17 protein-coding genes are annotated in these 17,306 nt (G+C 60.7%); 11 read left to right on the forward strand and 6 right to left on the reverse strand.

All coding sequences use genetic code 11. From position 1 onward, the window contains the following. The first annotated feature begins 382 nt into the window (after nt 1-382). A complete protein-coding gene (locus IPM18_00005) occupies nt 383-871 on the forward strand; it encodes a hypothetical protein (protein ID MBK9117980.1) in 489 nt (162 codons plus the stop codon). Nucleotides 872-2,170: 1,299 nt separating this feature from the next. On the opposite strand, the gene IPM18_00010 is transcribed toward IPM18_00005, so the two are convergent. Next, nucleotides 2,171-2,743: a hypothetical protein gene (locus IPM18_00010; protein ID MBK9117981.1), complete on the reverse strand. Its 573-nt coding sequence runs from the start codon at nt 2,741-2,743 to the stop codon at nt 2,171-2,173. 717 nt (nt 2,744-3,460) lie between these two features. Between IPM18_00010 and IPM18_00015 the strand changes: the two genes are divergently transcribed. Further along, nucleotides 3,461-4,210: a hypothetical protein gene (locus IPM18_00015; GenBank protein MBK9117982.1), complete on the forward strand. Its 750-nt coding sequence runs from the start codon at nt 3,461-3,463 to the stop codon at nt 4,208-4,210. A gap of 49 nt (nt 4,211-4,259) precedes the next feature. On the opposite strand, the gene IPM18_00020 is transcribed toward IPM18_00015, so the two are convergent. The 3 genes from IPM18_00020 to IPM18_00030 all read right to left on the reverse strand — a co-directional run bounded on the left by IPM18_00020 (nt 4,260) and on the right by IPM18_00030 (nt 6,213). Next, nucleotides 4,260-4,490, reverse strand: coding sequence for a hypothetical protein (locus IPM18_00020; GenBank protein MBK9117983.1), 231 nt, complete (start codon nt 4,488-4,490; stop codon nt 4,260-4,262). Between the two features lie 373 nt (nt 4,491-4,863). After that, nucleotides 4,864-5,751 (reverse strand): ImmA/IrrE family metallo-endopeptidase, encoded by an 888-nt coding sequence (locus tag IPM18_00025; GenBank protein MBK9117984.1) that lies wholly within the window; start codon nt 5,749-5,751, stop codon nt 4,864-4,866. 51 nt (nt 5,752-5,802) lie between these two features. Next, entirely contained in the window at nt 5,803-6,213 is a 411-nt protein-coding gene (locus IPM18_00030) for a helix-turn-helix transcriptional regulator (GenBank protein MBK9117985.1), read from the reverse strand. A gap of 293 nt (nt 6,214-6,506) precedes the next feature. Between IPM18_00030 and IPM18_00035 the strand changes: the two genes are divergently transcribed. The 8 genes from IPM18_00035 (at nt 6,507) to IPM18_00070 (ending at nt 12,998) form a co-directional block, all read left to right on the forward strand. Next, nucleotides 6,507-6,869 carry a hypothetical protein gene (locus tag IPM18_00035; GenBank protein MBK9117986.1) on the forward strand — a complete coding sequence of 121 codons (363 nt, stop codon included), beginning with the start codon at nt 6,507-6,509 and terminating at the stop codon, nt 6,867-6,869. Nucleotides 6,870-8,339: 1,470 nt separating this feature from the next. Beyond that, on the forward strand, nt 8,340-8,900 hold the full coding sequence (locus tag IPM18_00040) for a hypothetical protein (protein MBK9117987.1): 561 nt from the start codon (nt 8,340-8,342) through the stop codon (nt 8,898-8,900). A gap of 10 nt (nt 8,901-8,910) precedes the next feature. Next, nucleotides 8,911-9,936 carry an SAVED domain-containing protein gene (locus IPM18_00045; protein MBK9117988.1) on the forward strand — a complete coding sequence of 342 codons (1,026 nt, stop codon included), beginning with the start codon at nt 8,911-8,913 and terminating at the stop codon, nt 9,934-9,936. Nucleotides 9,937-10,407: 471 nt separating this feature from the next. Further along, the gene (locus IPM18_00050; GenBank protein MBK9117989.1) at nt 10,408-10,644 is read left to right on the forward strand and encodes a helix-turn-helix transcriptional regulator; all 237 of its coding nucleotides are present in this window, start codon (nt 10,408-10,410) and stop codon (nt 10,642-10,644) included. Further along, nucleotides 10,631-10,840: a HipA N-terminal domain-containing protein gene (locus tag IPM18_00055; GenBank protein ID MBK9117990.1), complete on the forward strand. Its 210-nt coding sequence runs from the start codon at nt 10,631-10,633 to the stop codon at nt 10,838-10,840. Before IPM18_00050 ends, IPM18_00055 begins: the two co-directional genes overlap by 14 nt. Nucleotides 10,841-10,978: 138 nt before the next feature. Further along, on the forward strand, nt 10,979-11,329 hold the full coding sequence (locus IPM18_00060; GenBank protein ID MBK9117991.1) for a hypothetical protein: 351 nt from the start codon (nt 10,979-10,981) through the stop codon (nt 11,327-11,329). Continuing rightward, nucleotides 11,284-11,754: a HipA domain-containing protein gene (locus IPM18_00065; protein MBK9117992.1), complete on the forward strand. Its 471-nt coding sequence runs from the start codon at nt 11,284-11,286 to the stop codon at nt 11,752-11,754. Before IPM18_00060 ends, IPM18_00065 begins: the two co-directional genes overlap by 46 nt. A 593-nt stretch (nt 11,755-12,347) precedes the next feature. Further along, entirely contained in the window at nt 12,348-12,998 is a 651-nt protein-coding gene (locus IPM18_00070) for a hypothetical protein (GenBank protein MBK9117993.1), read from the forward strand. Between the two features lie 536 nt (nt 12,999-13,534). On the opposite strand, the gene IPM18_00075 is transcribed toward IPM18_00070, so the two are convergent. Further along, entirely contained in the window at nt 13,535-13,933 is a 399-nt protein-coding gene (locus IPM18_00075; protein ID MBK9117994.1) for a hypothetical protein, read from the reverse strand. Nucleotides 13,934-14,163: 230 nt separating this feature from the next. After that, nucleotides 14,164-15,021, reverse strand: coding sequence for a hypothetical protein (locus tag IPM18_00080; GenBank protein ID MBK9117995.1), 858 nt, complete (start codon nt 15,019-15,021; stop codon nt 14,164-14,166). A gap of 825 nt (nt 15,022-15,846) precedes the next feature. Between IPM18_00080 and IPM18_00085 the strand changes: the two genes are divergently transcribed. Beyond that, a complete protein-coding gene (locus tag IPM18_00085) occupies nt 15,847-17,196 on the forward strand; it encodes a tyrosine-type recombinase/integrase (GenBank protein ID MBK9117996.1) in 1,350 nt (449 codons plus the stop codon). Nucleotides 17,197-17,306: the final 110 nt, after the last annotated feature.

A 17,306-nucleotide genomic window follows, 5' to 3' on the forward strand; every position in this document is an offset into this window, starting at 1 on the left:
AGTACCCGACGTGCACTTGCCCCTGTTGACGGGGATGATGACGAACGTGCCCCGCGGTTTATCGAACGCGCGTGAACGAATCTCTGCGTGAAATACGTTCGAGGCCATGCCACTTTTTGGCACGATCCGACGCTCTTACAGACTTCACAGATCCCGCTCCGCCAAGGGCCGACTGGAACTGACGTTTGACAACATGCAGGCGATGCGGAATCCGCGTTTGGAGCTGCTCACCCTCTGTGCATCCGCTGGTGAGCGGTCGCGGTTAAACTGCCACGACGACGACTCAACGCTTGTGCATCCGGTAACGGCGGTCCAGGTTGCGTCAAGCGCCGTTCCGCCGTCCGTGTACTTCTTTCTCTGGGCGTCCCTGGAGGAGACCGGCATGCGCAAGGGCCGGTCACTCTGGGCCGTAACGGTGTCGGCCGACGGTGAATTGGTTCCGGATGCGGACGCCTCCGAGACGTTGCTCCATCATATGGTTCTTCGCGGTGATCGCTGGGAGGAGTTCGATGCTCCGCCGGCGGAAATGTCTCGCGGCGTGTTCGACCGTGCCGAGAGCGTTCTCGTGCAACGCCACAGTAGCTATCGTCAGGAAGTAAAGAAGCGAAATGCAACCCGCGTGCAACAGCGGCTGAGCAGCTTGGAAGCGTCATACCGCGCCATCCGAGCGGAGCGTGAACGGCGATTATTTGAGAGTCGCAATCGCGGCAGGGAGCGTGCCATCCCTCTGTTCGAGGCACAGCTTAAAAAACTGGATTCGGATTTCGAGGAGCGATGTCGGCAGGTTGAAACGAGCAAGGACGTTTCGGTCAGTTGGACGGTTGAGGGAGCTGGATATGTCCGCGTGGTGGAAGAACCTCCTTCGCGGTAAGTCCAAGGACGATACACCAACGCCTGTATCGGTGACCATGGGGTGGTCCGGGCCGGTCTCCTTGCGCGATTCGTCGCGCGTCCCCGGACTGGATTTTGGTACCGTCGAGTACAAAGTGCTGCTTTCGCGAACAAGCCGAGCGCAAGTCCTTTCACATCGTCGGGTTTGAGTCGTTGGTCGCCGGCGACAGTCGCGTGTTGTTTCCGACGACGATCGCATTCGACTCCGGACGTCTGCTATTTGGCCACGCGGCCGAGCATTGTTCGACGCGCGAGAAGGCCCGGTCATTCAAGATGTTTGCTTTGCCTCGCCCGTGCCAATCAGGACGAACGAACGCCGAGCACGATGTCAGCGTGCCAGTCGCCTTCCGGACAAGCCGGGGTTCTACCGTATTGGCGGACAAGTGCTGAGCAGAAAGATCTGTCCACGCTGTATTTGTCATACGTCATGCGTGTCGCCAAGCACCGGTTGACGGCGGCTCTGGGCGGCGACGCCAACGACGTTCGCATCACGGTGAATTCGCGGGCCATGGATCAGATGGAATTGGCAGAGTCGGCGAGCACTTTGAGCGCGCTATTCCATGGCTGGCGTTTGGCAGATCGGTCTTGCGATGGTTGGCCGATCGAACAGCGCTCGGATCATTGCGGGCGGCACAGCGAAACGGTGCCGACGGTTGAGCAGAGTCCGACGCGGCTATTTCGGAAACTCATGCCGCGATGACCGCGTATTTGTTGTTGCCGCAGAGCGAACGCGGTCTCTGGGCTGGTTGACATCGGTGCGGGCACAACGGACGTGGCTTTCTTCTGGCTTCAAAAGGATGAAAACGACACCAAGGCATGGTACTACTCTGCGGGGAGTCGGCGCGTGGGAATGGACGACCTCGACGGCGCATTGCGCGCCGTGCTTCCTAACGCAAACGGGGATCTTCGTTCAGCGCGCCAAGCGCTCTCGGACGCCGCGTTGGAGGAACATCTGCCGCTATTCGAGCCGGTGGCGAAGCAGATTCGCACGCACCGGCCGGCGTCTGGCGGAGGCGATGAATGTTGACCAACGCCCCAAAGCATGGTTCGCGAACGGCAAGGCGTTACAGACTGTTTCTGGCAGGTGGCGGATCAATGTGCAAACCGCTCGTAAACTTCGTGACGTGGCGCCGCCAGATGCAAGCCCGTTGGGAGGAGGAGCCCGCGCCTTTGGCGGTGCGGCCGCCACCAGGGTCGCACTGGCGGATGGCGCGGTTGCGACATTCGCTCCTCGGCGAGCGGCAGCAGAACGGCTGCTTCTCCTCGCATGCGGATTGGCTCATCCGCGCCCGATATTCCCAAGTTCGAGCGCGATACCGAGGGTGTAAAAGTCGCTCAGCGCGAGCCGGAAGTGTGGAATGAACTGCCGGATCAGTGGTGGTGAACTGTCGCGGCATGTTTCGCTCGTACGCTGGAGTGGGGCTGACGAGCTGGCCGCGCGTTGCTTGGCCCGCTCATGCAAGAACTGAAGCAGACGAGTGCTCGCACTGACCCTTTGCCGTGGTGGTTGCAACTGTCTGTATGGCTCGCAAGGCCGTGACTGCGGCTCGAATTTCAGCGAGCTCCTTATCGATCGCGACAAGCCGCGCGGCAGAACGATTTGACGCAGTGCGCGTCGACCGTTGAGGCTGGTCGCGATGATGTCGAGAAACCGCACTCGTTGTTCGACGTCAATAGTGAGCAGCTCCTTGCCCGAGCTCACGTACTCCTTGATCACATTGTCGTGATCCGCTCTGAGATGATCACGCTTCATGATTCGCTTTGCCGGTTTGGCATCAGGCGCCGACGTCACTGTTCCGTCTCGTAAACAGAACACGGTGTAATACGTGTTTTGACCCTGGGTTCTTCGCATAATGTTCTCCATGCTTGCGATCGCGGCTCCGCCATCTCGATGGACGAAAGCCTTGGCGGCACAATACTGCTGCGGACAACGCCCGCGTCATCGAGGACGCTCATCGCAGCGCTCTTCGTCAGTATCTACGGGTGCCGGTACCACGCAAGCGAGACCGCGATCGGCGATGAAAGGGACGGTGACACCGTGAACAGCCAGTCCGGCGCCACAACGCGCGAGCAGCTTTACGGCGAAGTGTGGGAAACGCCCGTTCGACAATTGGCCGCGAAGTATGGGCTTTCCGATGTTGGGCTTAGCAAGCTGTTGAAGCGTTTGAATATCCCTCGTCCGCCTGTCGGGTATTGGGCAAAACGGAGTGCGGGCAAAGCCCGCCCGGGCCATCGCTACCGATTCCGCTGCGTCGGAACAGGTCAAGGCGGCGGTCGCCAGGACGGGCTCAACTCCGATGCAAGCCGACCACAAAAAGGTCGTGCATCCTCTGATTGTCGCAGCCGGCAAGCAACTGCTGCGCAGTCGGGTGGACGCAGACGGCCTGATTCGGACGGACGCGCGAAAGGCAGCCAGCATCCGAGTTTCACGCGTTTCCATCGATCGTGCCTTGCGCCTGTTCTTTCGAAGCCCTGATCACGATATGGGGAGGCCGCAGGGCATCAGGTCCGCTGATGCGTCTTCGGTGGATCGCGGGACCACCTTTTCGGCGGGAACGGATTCGCGTCCTTGCATCTTATTGAAAGAACCGAGCCATCGCCGGACGAGCAACGCGCCCGGGCGCTGAAGCCGTCAGAACGTGGCCCTCGTCGGCCGTCTGGCCGACTCGCGTTTCTGGTCAGCCATGCGGCCAAGGACTCGGAACAGCCAAACTGGTGCGATGCCGAGAATCAACGGTTGGAAGGCCTTATAGGCCCCATCACTGTCGAGCTGGTGGCGGCACGTCGTGGCACCAGAGCTTCGAGTGAACGTGATCGCGAATCTCGACAATATGAAAAAATCCGCGCCCGGCGTGTATTCCGATCGCATCTCGATAGCGAGGAGCGGGAGTGGGGAAAGTTCGTCACGAATTCCGTCCGTGACTGGCAGACGGCCGAACAGATGCGCGCCTATTTGGCGGCGTTCCGGGCGGCGGTTGATTCGGGCCGTCGCACGCTGCGGAACAAGGCCGAATACGACAATTTCCAAGCCTGGGTCGTCTTCTTGGCCAACAAGGCCGATCCGCTGATCACGACCGGATTGCGTCCAGGCGAGGATGTGCCGCCGACCAATGTGCCGTTGGCGGAGATGGACATTTCAAGCCGATTGCGCAGCCCACTGGAATCGTTGGGAGTCCGTGATGCGAATGACACGTACCAGGTTAGCGACGATCAACTGAAGCAACAGGGCGCGAGCTGGAACGTACTGCGCAAGGAAATCGAGCGTGTACTGTTCGGCTTGGGCTACGCCGTCGATGACGATCCGTCGAAGCCGCTATAGCAACGCTCGGTCATTCCGTGCAAGACAGCAGATCGATTTCCAAATCTCGTCAGCACAAATCGCGAAGCGCTGGGTGGATTGTTCGCATGGATACCGGGTACGCGCGGGTCAGCCGGCTCTCCTCCCACGCCGCGACGTCACGTGCCCGGGCGTATCGGATTCGGCCGCGCTGCTCGAACGGCAGCTCTCCCCGCAGCATGGCGTCCACAACGGTCTGACGGCGCATGCGCTGCTGCTTGCGAATCTGGTCGACGGACAACCAGCAAAGTTTCCCATCCATTTCGAAGCTCCTTGTATGGAAGTTCGGCGGCCGCCGAACGTCGATATTGACGGCCGTACGGCGTCGTGCACCACGACTCTTTGCACTACCAGGATAAGCGTGCATATCTGTTGCGACATGATTGGTCGCTGGCCCCGCCGTATGCGGCCGTCGTCGTCGCGGTTCGCCCCGCCGAGGCCGCCAGGCCCTTGACCGCGATGACGATGGACGTAGGCCGGGCCATCCGGCCCACCTACCGGTTCGGTTCCGAGTACGAGCGGCGGCATCAACGAGCGGCTCTTAGCAGGTGCTCAGGGTGGGTTGCGCTTGTCAGAAGTCCGCGTGTCATTTCCGGCGTGCGTGAGCGAGCGTTTCCAACGCGGAGTGCAATTTTTCATTTGGAGTCCGGGCGAAGCACGGCGACCACGGACACGCCGCCATCCGGTCCAACGGATTCCTCGGGCGTGTAGATCGGGATGGCGTGTACAACAAAGGTGCGCGCAACCGTTCCAAGGTCGAGAAACAATGCTCCGTCACAGGGCTCCTGGCTGAGGGACGCCTGGTGAATCGGTCCTTCGCACGGAGTCGATTTGTCCTTTGGAATATGGTCGCCAAACTTTTTGCTGAACAAGGAACCCACGATCGCGTAATCGACGCGAAGCTTGCGTGCCGGCTCGGGGATGGGATCATCGGCGAACATTGATTGCTGATTGCGGTCGTTCGCGCGCTGACGAATCTCGGTAGGTTTGAGCTTCCACGTCAGGAACACAGCGGCGAGCGGCTGCGGATGCACTTCAACCAAGCGGCGCACTGTCGCGTCAGGTGAAGCCTGATAGTCCTTGGCAAGCCCTACGATTTCCGCCGCGGAAAGCGTCATGTCGGCAACCCGCTTGTGAAACCACGGTTCGGGAAAGAGGAATTCGGACGACGCGACGTCGCACAGCGTTTCAAGCAAGTCGTCGGGATTGGCCCAGTCCCGGTCGGTCGCCTTACGGCATCGGACGGAGACCTCGTACTCCGGGAAGAGAGTGTGGCCGATCTCGTGGCCGATGCTAAAGCGCTGACGCGTGGTCGGCCGGTCGCGATTCACACGCAGCACGACACGACCATCCGCTTCCAGCGCCATATCTCGGAATCCTTGCTGAATCGGGGCGGTTCCGCGGATGACTTCAAGACCGCAAAGCCAGCGGTGCAGGTTGAACAGCGGAGCATGACCGAATATTTGATGGAACTCGCGAATAATGGTTCGAGCCTTGGCCCGAACCGCTTCGCGGATCGTCACCCGTCTCCTCCATGACAGTCCGGATGTGACGGTCACAAACGGTTCGAGCCGTCATGGCTTCCTCTTGGTCGCGCGTTTCGCGACGCGGTACAGATCATGCCAGTCTTCTTTCGACTTCGGCTGGCCGCCGCGGAAACGCATGGTGGCCAGATCGTGCACGTCCTGATCCGAGAGCGAATCGCCGAGCTGGGCCATCATGTCTCGGAATTCAAGGAGCGACGGGCTCAGGTTGACATTCTTCTCGTCGATGCGGACAGAAGGCAGCGACAGGAGGTCGGCGATCGTGGTCGAGAGGGCGTCGGCAATGCGAAGAAGGATGTCGGCGGAGGGCTTCTTGTGGCCCTTGGGGTCATGCTCCAGTTCCCACAAGTAGGTCTTTGAAATTTGGGCTTTTTCGGCGAGTTGGTCCAGCGTCAGACCGGCGCGGTCCCGCTCTTCACGAATGCGTTTCGCCAGCGACATGTCGGCGCTCCGGTGGTGCGGGGTTGCGTAAGGCGACGTCCGCTGCAGCCAGAGCATAAGGCCCCGATTCGCCGCGGCAAGATTGCTGTTCGCTGTGGTTGAACTCGGCCGCTTACCGCTATCATTCGTCATAACGAACAGGACGTTCCTGTTTCACGAACTGCAAGCTTGGGCTGGTTCCGGCCATCGGCCAAGCGAGTGGAAGATGCAGAAACTTAGCCGCGTACGATCAGCGGGGGCTGTCGGCGCCTGCGAGAAGTCCGGCGCGGTAGGCCGAAGTGAGGGTCTTCAACATGGACCAACGGCAGTTGACTCTTCTGTTGGAATCGATCGTGGAACGGCTCGACATTCCGCCATCGCATTATGAGAAAGCGAGGGATCGCTGCGAATCGCTGGGCAATTGGCTGCACCGCAAGGAGTCGGCCGTTGCCGGTTTGTCGCCCGCGCTCTTTCCGGAAGGATCGTTCCGGCTGGGAACGGTGATTCGTCCCCTGTTGAAACACGAGGAGTATGACCTCGACCTTGTGTGCGAAGTCGCGCTCTCCAATTCGCATGTGACGCAGAAGCACGTCAAAGACGTTGTCGGCGGCGAGGTGGCAGCATACGCAGAGGCGTACGGCATCTCGGAGCCCGTGACAGAGGGCAATCGCTGCTAGCGCTAGACTATGCCGACGGCGTCGCTTTCACGAAGACATTCCCGCCTCCGGCTTTCCGGCAGCAGATGATCAAAGCGATGCTCATGAAACCGGGTTTCGGAATCCGTAGCGCGCGATCTGCATCACGGATCGGCGTCACCCTCGGTTGCGGTCATCTCTTCTGATTGGCTGGTCAGCAACCGGGGGCTACGCGACGTGGTTCGAGGATCGGATGCGGCCAGCGGCCCGTCTTTGCGCCTCGAAGCGCCTTCTGCAGCGGCGATTGTATGCCTCGGTGGATGACGTGCCGGCATATGAATGGAAGACGCCTCTTCAACGCGCGATACAGTTGCTCAAGCGGCATCGGGATGTGATGTTCGCGAAAGATGCCGCGTGCAATTAATCTCGATCATCATCACGACGTTGGCGGCACGCGCGTACGCCGGCGAAAGCGACATTTCCTGTGCGCTCGCCAGCATCGTAGAACGGATGCCGGGCTTGGTGAGCAACAGGGTGCCGCGAGTCCCGAATCCAGTCAATCCGGCGGAGGATTTCGCGGACAAGTGGGCCTCGGACCCGCGCTTGGAGCAGAATTTCCAGCGGTGGTGCATCCAATTGCGGACAGACCTGCGCCGGTTGGGCACTTTCGCGGACGTCGAGGGCCGCGCAGGAATTGGTCAAGGGCTGCCTCGGCATTCAGGTTGGTGTTGAGGAATTGCGGGCATCTGGTATCAGCGCGCGGCCAGCGTCGACGAACCGGCGCGCGTTCCCGGCGGTGGTGATCAAGTCGGCGCCAAGACCGTGGAAGCACAGTGATCAAACATGGTGACGAAAACGATTGCTGGGGCGTACACGCGCTTACTGGACAAGTTCGCGGGCCTTTTTCACCCGGCCTGCGGCTGGCGGCCGGCTGGTTATCGCTGGTCGGCTGGCGTTTCGTGCCCAGTGCAACGGTCGGAGGGAATCGGCGACACGTATGCCGTGGAAATCGCGATTCCCGATGGTGCCCCCGCCTTGCCGAGTGTGCGCGAGATTGGAGGCCGTGTACCGCCCGGCTTTCACACCAACCCCGACGGCACGCTCTGTTTGGGGTCGCCTCTTCGGCTGCGATTGCTGCTTGGCAAAAGGCCGCAACTGCTGCCGTTCGTCGAGCGATGTTTGGTGCCATACTTATACGGAATTTCCTACCGGGAAAAACACGGAAAGCTGCCGTTTGGCGAATTGGCGCATGGCACGCGCGGAGTCATCGACGATTACAACGTCATCTTTCGCGTGGACAATGCCCGAGCGTGCTTGGAGTTCTTGCGGCTCACCTCTCTGCAACGTAGGAAGGCGAACCGACATTCCTGTCCGTGCGGTAGCGGCCGACGTTTGGGCGGGTGGCATAATCGCATCGTGAACTCGCTCAGATTCATGCGGGCGTCTGACGTTTCGCGGAATACGAGCGGGCTGGCGCATTAATCGACACGCCCGCTCATGGAGAAATTGAAGATGCCCAAAGAACTTCTAATCGTTCGACATTCGGGATTGCGGGTAATTCCTCCGGCTGAAGTGCTTTCGGCGATTCCATCGTCTGAAATTGCACTGCCACGTGTGGATGAGCAGATCGATACGACCGCGTTTGCGGCGCAGATTGAGCAAGACGACTGGGGTGATCAGGACGGCTACCTGAGAGAGCAGGCTGCTCGGCTCTTGGCGCGGCCGAGCGTCAAGGTGACGTTGCCGTTCCTACTTTGGGCCGGCGGAGATCCGCATGTTTGTCGCTCTCGCGCTATGTGGGCGACGAGCGACAGTGTGGTCATTCATGAATTCGATCGCGATTCGAACTCCTGGGCCTGGCCGCGGAGCGAAGCGCAAATCGCGATGGAAACTCGCGGATTGCCGGGTCTGCCGCCGGTGACTGCCCGCGGCGACGCTGTCGTTCGCGTTGAAGTGTCCGCATCGATATCGGACGAAGATGTTCGTGAGGCTGTCGGAGATAACTTGCTGACGAACGTGCGGGTGGTAATGGAGACCGGGTTGACGCCTGCCATCTGCAGGGGTGCGATCTGAGGAAGACCTGATGCGGGTTCGACGCGCGGTTCGAGAGGCACTGGCGGGCCTGAAGGAGGTCTTTCCAAACCTGAACACGATTCACATGTTTATCGCTGCTCCCGTGTCCGTCTGCTTCGCGATTGGACAAGAATTAAAGCCCCGGAATTCGCCGCCGATCCAGACCTATCGCTTCAGGCGAGTCGAGGGGCAGCCGGCATTTAAGCCCGCGTTGGTGCTTCGCGGTGGAGAAGGCGAATTTCGCGAAGCGCCGCTATCGCCGGCGCAAGTTAGCCGAGCTCAGGCAGCACGCGGAATATGGTCGAAAGTTATCGCGGATATTGAAGGATACTCCGCGAATCGCCCGGCGGGGTCGCCTCCGGGCGCACCGTGGTACGCCAGTCTTGAGCCCCGCGATGCGCTGGAGCGTGCGGCACCGTTCCCGAGCCTGAAACCACTGCGACAATTGATGCCCGACGGCGCCGCGGTGGATCCGAGTCCATTTCCCGCGGAGTACGGCTTCGACAAGGACCGGAAGTTGTGGCGGATCAGCGACCGCCTGCTGCTTGGCCTCGATACGGCGGCCAGCTCAGATGAGGCACGGCTGCAGCAGATCATTCGCTTGTTTCTCTTCCACGAATACCTGCATGATTTTCATAGTCTGACGAAGTACACGGCGGCTGAAGTTGGAAAATTCGCGAATTGCCTGGAGTTCATCGATTACACGGCGGACGCTTACGCCCTCGTCCATCAATTGGATTGTCAGCATCTTTATCACCACGGAACGGTTAAGACCGACGATGCCAAGCGTGAATTTCTGGCAGATCAGATCGACTTAGTGATTCGGTCGTTTTGGGCATTCGAGCCCGCGGTGCCGGTTCTTGAATGGCAGTTGCGGCGGATGCTGGCGCTATTTGAACTGGTATTGGCGGCATGCGCAGATCAAACGAGCCAAGAAGCTCGCAACGGTCCTCGGGCTCCTGGGAAGGCCGCCGCATGTCGAGATTGCCGGTCTGCATCAATTTGCGCGCGGACGGCGAGTGCTCGTGCGGCTTGACCGCTTCGATCGAAGCACTGCTCTTGAACTCGGGCTGGTCTTGGAAGACTGCCGACTCATGCGCCTTGGGGACAGCCCGACGCTTGGCGTGTCCGAGCTGGCGAAGGCTTTCATGCATGGCCAGCACGACAGCTCAAGGGTTTTTCAATGCAGTGTTCGAGGAGGCGGCTCAGCGATCGGGGGCACTTCCGCTTTCGGATTCTGCGTAGCGGACAGACTCGGCTGCTATTCCGATTGTGCTGACACGCCGTGCCCGAAACCGTTTTTCGGACCCATCGGAGCCGGATGTCGATCCCGATCGGGTAAATCGCCACGGTTCTGAGGCGATAATTGGGCATCCACGCTAATCTGCAGCGAGAATTGTCCCGATCGGTATCATGTCGCTTGAAAACGCGACTTCACAGGCGTACCATACGTGGGCAACGTGGGTTGTGTCCCGTTCGGGAATATGCAAAGGGATCTTTCGAACTCGTGAAGAAAGCTGTCACCAATGAGAGCGCCTTCGTTCGAGCGCGACGACAAGCCAACAGGCTGACCCAGCGCGAGCTTGGCGAGCTGGCGGGGGTGGGGCTGCGCTTCGTATCGGAGTTGGAGCGGGACAAACCCTCGGTCCGCCTAAACGTCGTCAACAAGGTGCTGGCGGTATTTGGAAAGACCCTCGGCATTGTTGATCTGGCTAAGCAGGACACCAGCCATGAAAAGCCGTGAGGCCATTGTGCGAATCGACGGTCAGCCGGTGGGCCGGCTCCGCGAGTCCGGGCGGCAGGTGACGTTCACGTACGATCCCCAGTGGTTGAGCAATCCGAATGCGGTTCCCGTGTCGCTGACGCTTCCATTGCGGCCGCAGCCATACGTCAGCGATGGCCTGCACCCGTTCTTCGAGAATTTGCTGCCGGAGGGCTAGCTGCTGGAGTTGGCGACCAAGAAACTCAAGATCGGGAAGGACGATGCATTCGGGCTGCTTGTGGCAACCTGCGCTGATTGTGTCGGCGCCCGTCGAGATCATCCCGGCGGTGGAATCGAATGATCCGGAGTCCAACTCGTGACCCGTGTTTGCCGCATCTGTTTGAACAGCACGGAAGAGCGCGACGACTACCACGCCCGTTGCCTGCGCGCACTATTCGGCGTTCCGAAAGTGCCGCAAATCGACATCAACCTCAGCAAGCTCCACACCGCTGCGCTCGCGATGGTGGGACATACGTCGCTCTCGGGGATTCAGAAAAAGATCTCAGTTAAACTCGCCGCGGACCGCGAGACGTTTGCAGGTGGCGCCGAAGGTGGCCGGTACATCCTGAAGCCGCAAACCGAGACGTTCCCGTCGCTGCCGGAGAACGAGCAGGTGACGATGTGTCTCGCGCGCTGGTGGAAATCGAGGTGCCGCCGTGCGGACTGATTCCGCTAAGCGACGGCACGCTGGCATTCATTTCGAGGCGTTTTGATCGCACAGCAGAAGGGCGCAAGTTGCGGCAGGAGGATTTCTGCCAGTTGGCGGAGCAATCACCGAAGGACAAGTATGAAGGCTCGGCGGAGTCGTGTGTGCGCCTGCGAAAATACGCGACAGAGCCGCTGATCGAAGTCCTAAGGCTGTATCGCCAACTCATCTTTGCGTGGTGGTGCGGGAACGGAGACATGCACCTAAAGAATCTGTCCGTATTCGTGGATCCCCAGGGCATCGTACGATTGACTCCGGCGTATGACCTGCTCAGCACGCGGCTGGTCATTCCGAACGATCCGCTGGCGCTATCCGTCGTCGGCAAGAAGTCCAAGCTGACCGTCGATACTTGGCGAGAATTCGCCCAACACTGCGGCATCCACTGACAAGACGGCCAGCCGCGTGATCGAAAAGCAATGTTCCATCATTGCGGATGCGGAGAAGCTCATCGCGGGGTGCCTCCTGCCGGACGAGCAGAAGGAGGGGTTTCGCGCGTTGATTCAGCAGCGGACTGCGTCGCTGGCACCGAAGCGATGAAAAGAGTGAGTTCTGCATTGGGGTGGGATGAAAGCATGTTACCCCCGGGCGCCGGTCCGGCGACCGACACCAGCGCGTAGGGACAAATCTCCGGGAACCCCACCGGCTTAAGAAGCCTCCAAGACGGGCGATTGCGGTCGAACGACAAGTGCATGCGATCTTCGGGGTAGTACGCGAAGTAGGCTTGCAGGATTCGGTCAGGTGGGCTTCGTTGATCACGATCAGTGGTCCAGTCACTTGCGGCGGGTCGAGCCGATGAGGCGTTCGCAGAACGGATTCTGCCGAGCGAGCAGTGGGCCGTGACGAATCTTCGTCGATGCCCATGTGTTTGACGCGTCGCAAAATCGAGTCCGTAGTTTTACTGAAAACGGCTGTTTCGCCACGTGGTGAAACGACGCTATGATTCAACGACCAATGCCGACGACACGCACCATTACGATCCGTGCACGGCTTGGAAACGCTCGCGACGGAGACCGAGACGCTTAGGCTACGGTCATTCAAAGCGCGCCGGGGCAACAGCAGCGGCCGTGCGCGCCAGTTTATTGCAATCCTGGTTCCGAGCAGCGGACGCAAAGAAACGCGGCTGCTTGTCGAGGCACGCTCACGCCTGACGCCACGCGAGGCGCTTGTTACTTCGTCCGAACTGGCAAAGCGCACCACGGGCGTGTCGGGGACGCTGATTGCGTGTCCGCACATCTCACCGCGCGTGGCGGAGATCTGTCGCGCTCAGGGAGTGGGTTACCTAGATCAAGCTGGAAATTGCGACATTCGCGCGAATGGGCTCGCCGTGCATATTGAGGGCCGGCCGAATACCGCTCCGGATACCCGTCCGTTGCTGGCCCCCTTCGCCGCAAAGTCGAGCCGGATCACCCGTGTACTTCTCGCTCATCCAGGACGCTCGTGGCAGGTGCAGGCGTTGGCCGCGGCGGCGCAGGTCAGCATCGGTTTGGCCTCAAAGGCCAAGAAGGCGTTGATTGAACAGGGATATGCGCAGGAGCGGGCGGGCCAGGTTGAGTTGCGGGACTTCCGCGCCGTGCTGGAGGCGTGGAGTGAGGCATATAAATCACCGGTGCGGCGGCACTCCTGTTCGTGATGAATGAGACGGATCGCCGGGTCGCGGTAGCGAACTGGTGCCATGCGCATCGGGTTCAGTATGGGTTGGCCAAATTCTCCGGGCTGGCGGTTGGCACCGATGGTGCTGCAAACGGGCCAGCGTCTGCGTGCGTGGATCGGACATCGACGATTTTCTCCCGCCGCTGCAGTTCGGTGGAAGCCAAGCCGGAATCCGGGAGTAATCTCGCACTACTCGTGACGTCTGATGACGCCGTGTTCTATGATGCGGGACGTCGGTGGACTTCGCGTGCTTTCGCCGATTCAGCTGTACCTCGACTTACACTCCAATCGGGTCGCGGCCGGGAGGCTGCGGACGAGCTGATGCGCGTGGTACTCGAACCGAGATTCAAAGAGCTCGCGGAAACGCTGAATCAAGGATGATCCGCCATGGACGCCCCGGAGACGACGCCGAGCGATCCCCGAGTTCCAGCGAGCCGGTCCGTACTGGTCGAGGTAATGACGATCCTCGGGGCGGAAATCGACAAGCTCGTCGTTGTCGGTGGATGGGTACCCGAGCTACTTAGACACGATGTCGAGCAGCTCGCGGACAAGGCCTGCGACGTCCGCCTGTAAATCTGGGTCAGGCGCTCCGAGAAACTCGGCCACCCGCACGGGGCCGATCGAATCAACGAGCCGGAAATCACGACGAAGCACGGCAAGGGCCTCGTTGACATCTGCCCGTTCACCGAATCCGCGGATTTTCGTTGCGATTTGTTCGACGCCGTCGATGTGATGCCGGATCACGTAAAACAGGTCATATGCGTCCTTCGGCTTCCCGCGTTTATCGAACGCCAGCGCTTCAGCACGGTGAACGCCGCTGCCCACATACTTTGATGCTGCTGTCGGCGACGCCGCCGCCACTTGAAGCGTTTCGCGAAGCGGTGACAGCTTGCCAGTCCTGAAACGCGAGGTCAAGGCGTAATGATCGCTGCGAATTCGTCGTCGAGGTTTCGAAGACGCCCGCCTTTGTCGGCGGCGCTGGTCGGCGGAATCAGAAAATCGACGGTAACGCCGTGCGCGGACCGCCATCGTTGCGCAGTCGGGGTCGCGGAAGTCGCCAAGTCGGGTCGCGACCTCAAGGCACGTTTGTCGGATGATCGTACTGCAACCCGGCGCGTAATCAGCGGCGACGCGGGGTTCGCGGCTTATCGCCATTGCATACGCTCCTTGCGCAGTTGTTCCGCTGCTTCTTGCGACCGTTCCGGCATCGCCTGGAGGTCGAGAAACGCCTGGACGGGGCTGACACACGATATCCCGTTGATCGACTTAGCGCCGTGGAAGACGCCTTCGTCATTGGGGCGAACCAGCCACAGGTTGGCGCCGCGTTTCTCCTCGTGCCACTTCAACCGCTGGAGAAGTCGCTCACTCGCCAGCTTGTTGATGTAAACGGCGACCAGTCGGTATCCGGCAAACGGCGCCAGCAGCCACGCAGCCGCGAGTCCGGTTAAGGTACTGGAGTATCCAAGACTTTTGCAGGCGTCCATTACGCGCTTCGCGAGTTCCTCGCCGGTTTTAGCGGTGACGTGGCCTTCGCGAATGTCGTGGTCCCTAAAATCGTATTCGCCCTTCCAAGCATCGAGCAAGAGCTGCGGCTCCTTCGGTCGCATCGCGCCGTCGGGGTTCCGCTCGATTAGAACGTCCTGTTCCCAGCGCGCAGATGCGGCTGACGTATCCGGCTCGAGTCGGACTTCGGCTGCAAGCTCACCTTGCCGCCACCATCGCTGCGGGTCGAGTAGCAGGAGGCGTGAAACGCGCGAACTCTTGAGCGCGAACACGGATGAGGGTCGGCCGCGTCGAACAAACTGATTCGGGAGTCCGGCAATGTTTACGCGCAGTCCCGGCGCTTCAATCATGGCGTTACCGGAAAGGTCGACAAAACCGACGCCCGCGTCCATGCAGACCCTCTTGCCGACATCCCCCATATAGGGCACGGCGACCAGCCCGATTGCATGGCGGCCGGCGCGCTTGGCGGCGTCGCTAACGATTTGCGCCGCTTGGGCCACGGTGCCGCTCTTGAATTCGACCTCGCCTCGACGACAAGGTTGTGTGCACCAACTCGCAGCGCCAAGTCCGCCTCCCCGTTCGATTTGGCGCGCTTCACGGGGAGCCCGGTGATCTGCTTGAGCAGGTCGGGCATGCGATCCAGGATGTCGTCCACGGTGAGCATGTTTACTTAATTCGGCAAGTTGACGCCGCATTCAACAGCCTTATTTTAGTGAACTCGCCGGCTTTGTCCACCTTGGCGGTCGACCGATCGCAGTGGCGTTGGCGGGCTGGAGATTTTGCGTCAGATTTGCGTCAGAACCGCGGGGCACACCCAGTCGCCGGCTGAGATGAGATGCAGTCGCGAGGTCAGATTTGCGTCGAACCAACGGACACAGACACGATTGGATTCGCTGCCGACGATCATTGCGAAAAAGCTGGAAGTCGGTCCCATAACCGCGCGTTAATCGACGAGAATCAATGTTCGTATGTTGTACGGTATTTTCGTTCTACATCGGTGGCATCGGAAAGCGAAAACGCCCCAATAGAAATTTGCGTCAGATTTGCGTCAAACCACCCAGAAACAGGCCAGAAACCAGTTCCGAGCCAGTCCGGGATCAGTGATGTAAACCCTTGTCACACATACTGTTACTGCTTTTCTGGGAAATTTTTTCGGTCTCTGGAGAGTTCCCAAGCTGGACGTCGTGGGTTCGAATCCCATCGCCCGCTTTTGACGTAAACCTAGCCGCCCCGCAGACTTGCGGTGACCTGCCGATGGTCGGCAGCGCGGCCTGGGACGCGAAAACGCGCGGTGTTACACCGCGCAACGCGTCTTGGAGCCACGCATGCCGACGCAAAGTTCACAATCTCCAAGAGTGCCTGCGTACCGCCAGCGGTCCGGCTACACGCAGGCGATCGTCACGTTGACCGACGCCGATACCCGCCAGCGGCGCGACTACTGGCTCGGTGAGTTCGACTCGCCTGAAAGCCGCGAGCGCTACCACCGCATCATTGCCGAGTGGGAGCGTCGTGGGCGACACCTCCCGCCACCCGACTTCGATGCCGCTCCGACACGCCGACCCGCCGCGATCACGATCGTCGAGGTCGTGCGGGACTACTGGCGCTGGGCAGTGGACTACTACCGCCCCAAGCATGCCCAGGCACTGGATGGGGCGCTCACGTTGCTGCGGTACTTCTACGGTCGGACGCCGGCGGCAGAATTCGGCCCGAAGAAGCTCCGCCTGCTGCGCGACCACATGATTCGCGGCGGCGGGTCGTGCCGAAAGCCCTGGTCGCGGAAGTACATCAATTCGCAGGTGCAGCGCATCCGCCACATGTTCAAGTGGGCCGCCGGTCACGAACTCGTGCCGGCGTCGGTCCATCAGTCCCTCTGCACCCTCGAGCCGCTGCGGCGTGGACGCTGCGACGCCCGCGAGGGCCGGAAGGTGATGCCCGTCCCACAGCATCTGCTCGACGCCGTGCTGCCAAACCTAACGAAGCCGGTGGCTGCGATCGTGCGGCTGCAGCGCCTGACGGGCGCGCGAGCCGGCGAGCTCCTCGGCATGCGCGCGTGTGACATCGAGATGGACGATCGGCTCGGCGTCTGGACCTATAAGCCGGAGGAGCACAAGAACGCCTACCGCGAGCACGAGCGGGTCGTCTACCTGGGGCCGCGGGCGCAGGACATCATCCGGCCCTTTCTTCGAGATCGCGCGACCAGCGCCTACCTCTTCAGCCCGGCCGACTCTGAGGCCGAGCGTCGCGAGCGGCAGCACGCGGAGCGCACGACGCCCGCCGGCCAAGGCAACGAGCCCGGCACGAACCGCAAAGCGGACCCGAAGTGGAAGGCTGGCGCCCGCTTCACGACGAACACCTACCATCGCGCCATCCAGTATGCGTGCGACCGCACGTTCGCGCCGCCGCTTCACCTGGCCAAGCGGAATGGTGAGACTGCTGCCGCGTGGCGAAGGCGACTCGAAGACCAAGAGCGATGGGACGAGCTCATGGCCTGGCGGAAGGCCCACCGCTTTCATCCCCATCAGCTCCGGCACAACGCGGCAACCGACCTGCGGAAGATGTTCGGGCTCGAGGCGGCACAACTGACGCTCGGCCACGCGAGCGCGCAGATCACGGACGCGATCTACGCCGAGCGTGACCGCGCCAAGGTGATTGAGATCATGCGAAAAATCGGCTGATCCGCATCGGTTGCACAGCACGCAGATGCTAACCGAGCTACCGCCCGCGGTAGCTCGGGTTTTTTCTGCGCCTCGCGACGAGCCCGCAAACCCGAGCGCCACGGTCACTT

This window comes from Phycisphaerales bacterium (genome assembly GCA_016716475.1).
Taxonomy (GTDB): Bacteria; Planctomycetota; Phycisphaerae; order UBA1845; family Fen-1342; genus JADJWG01.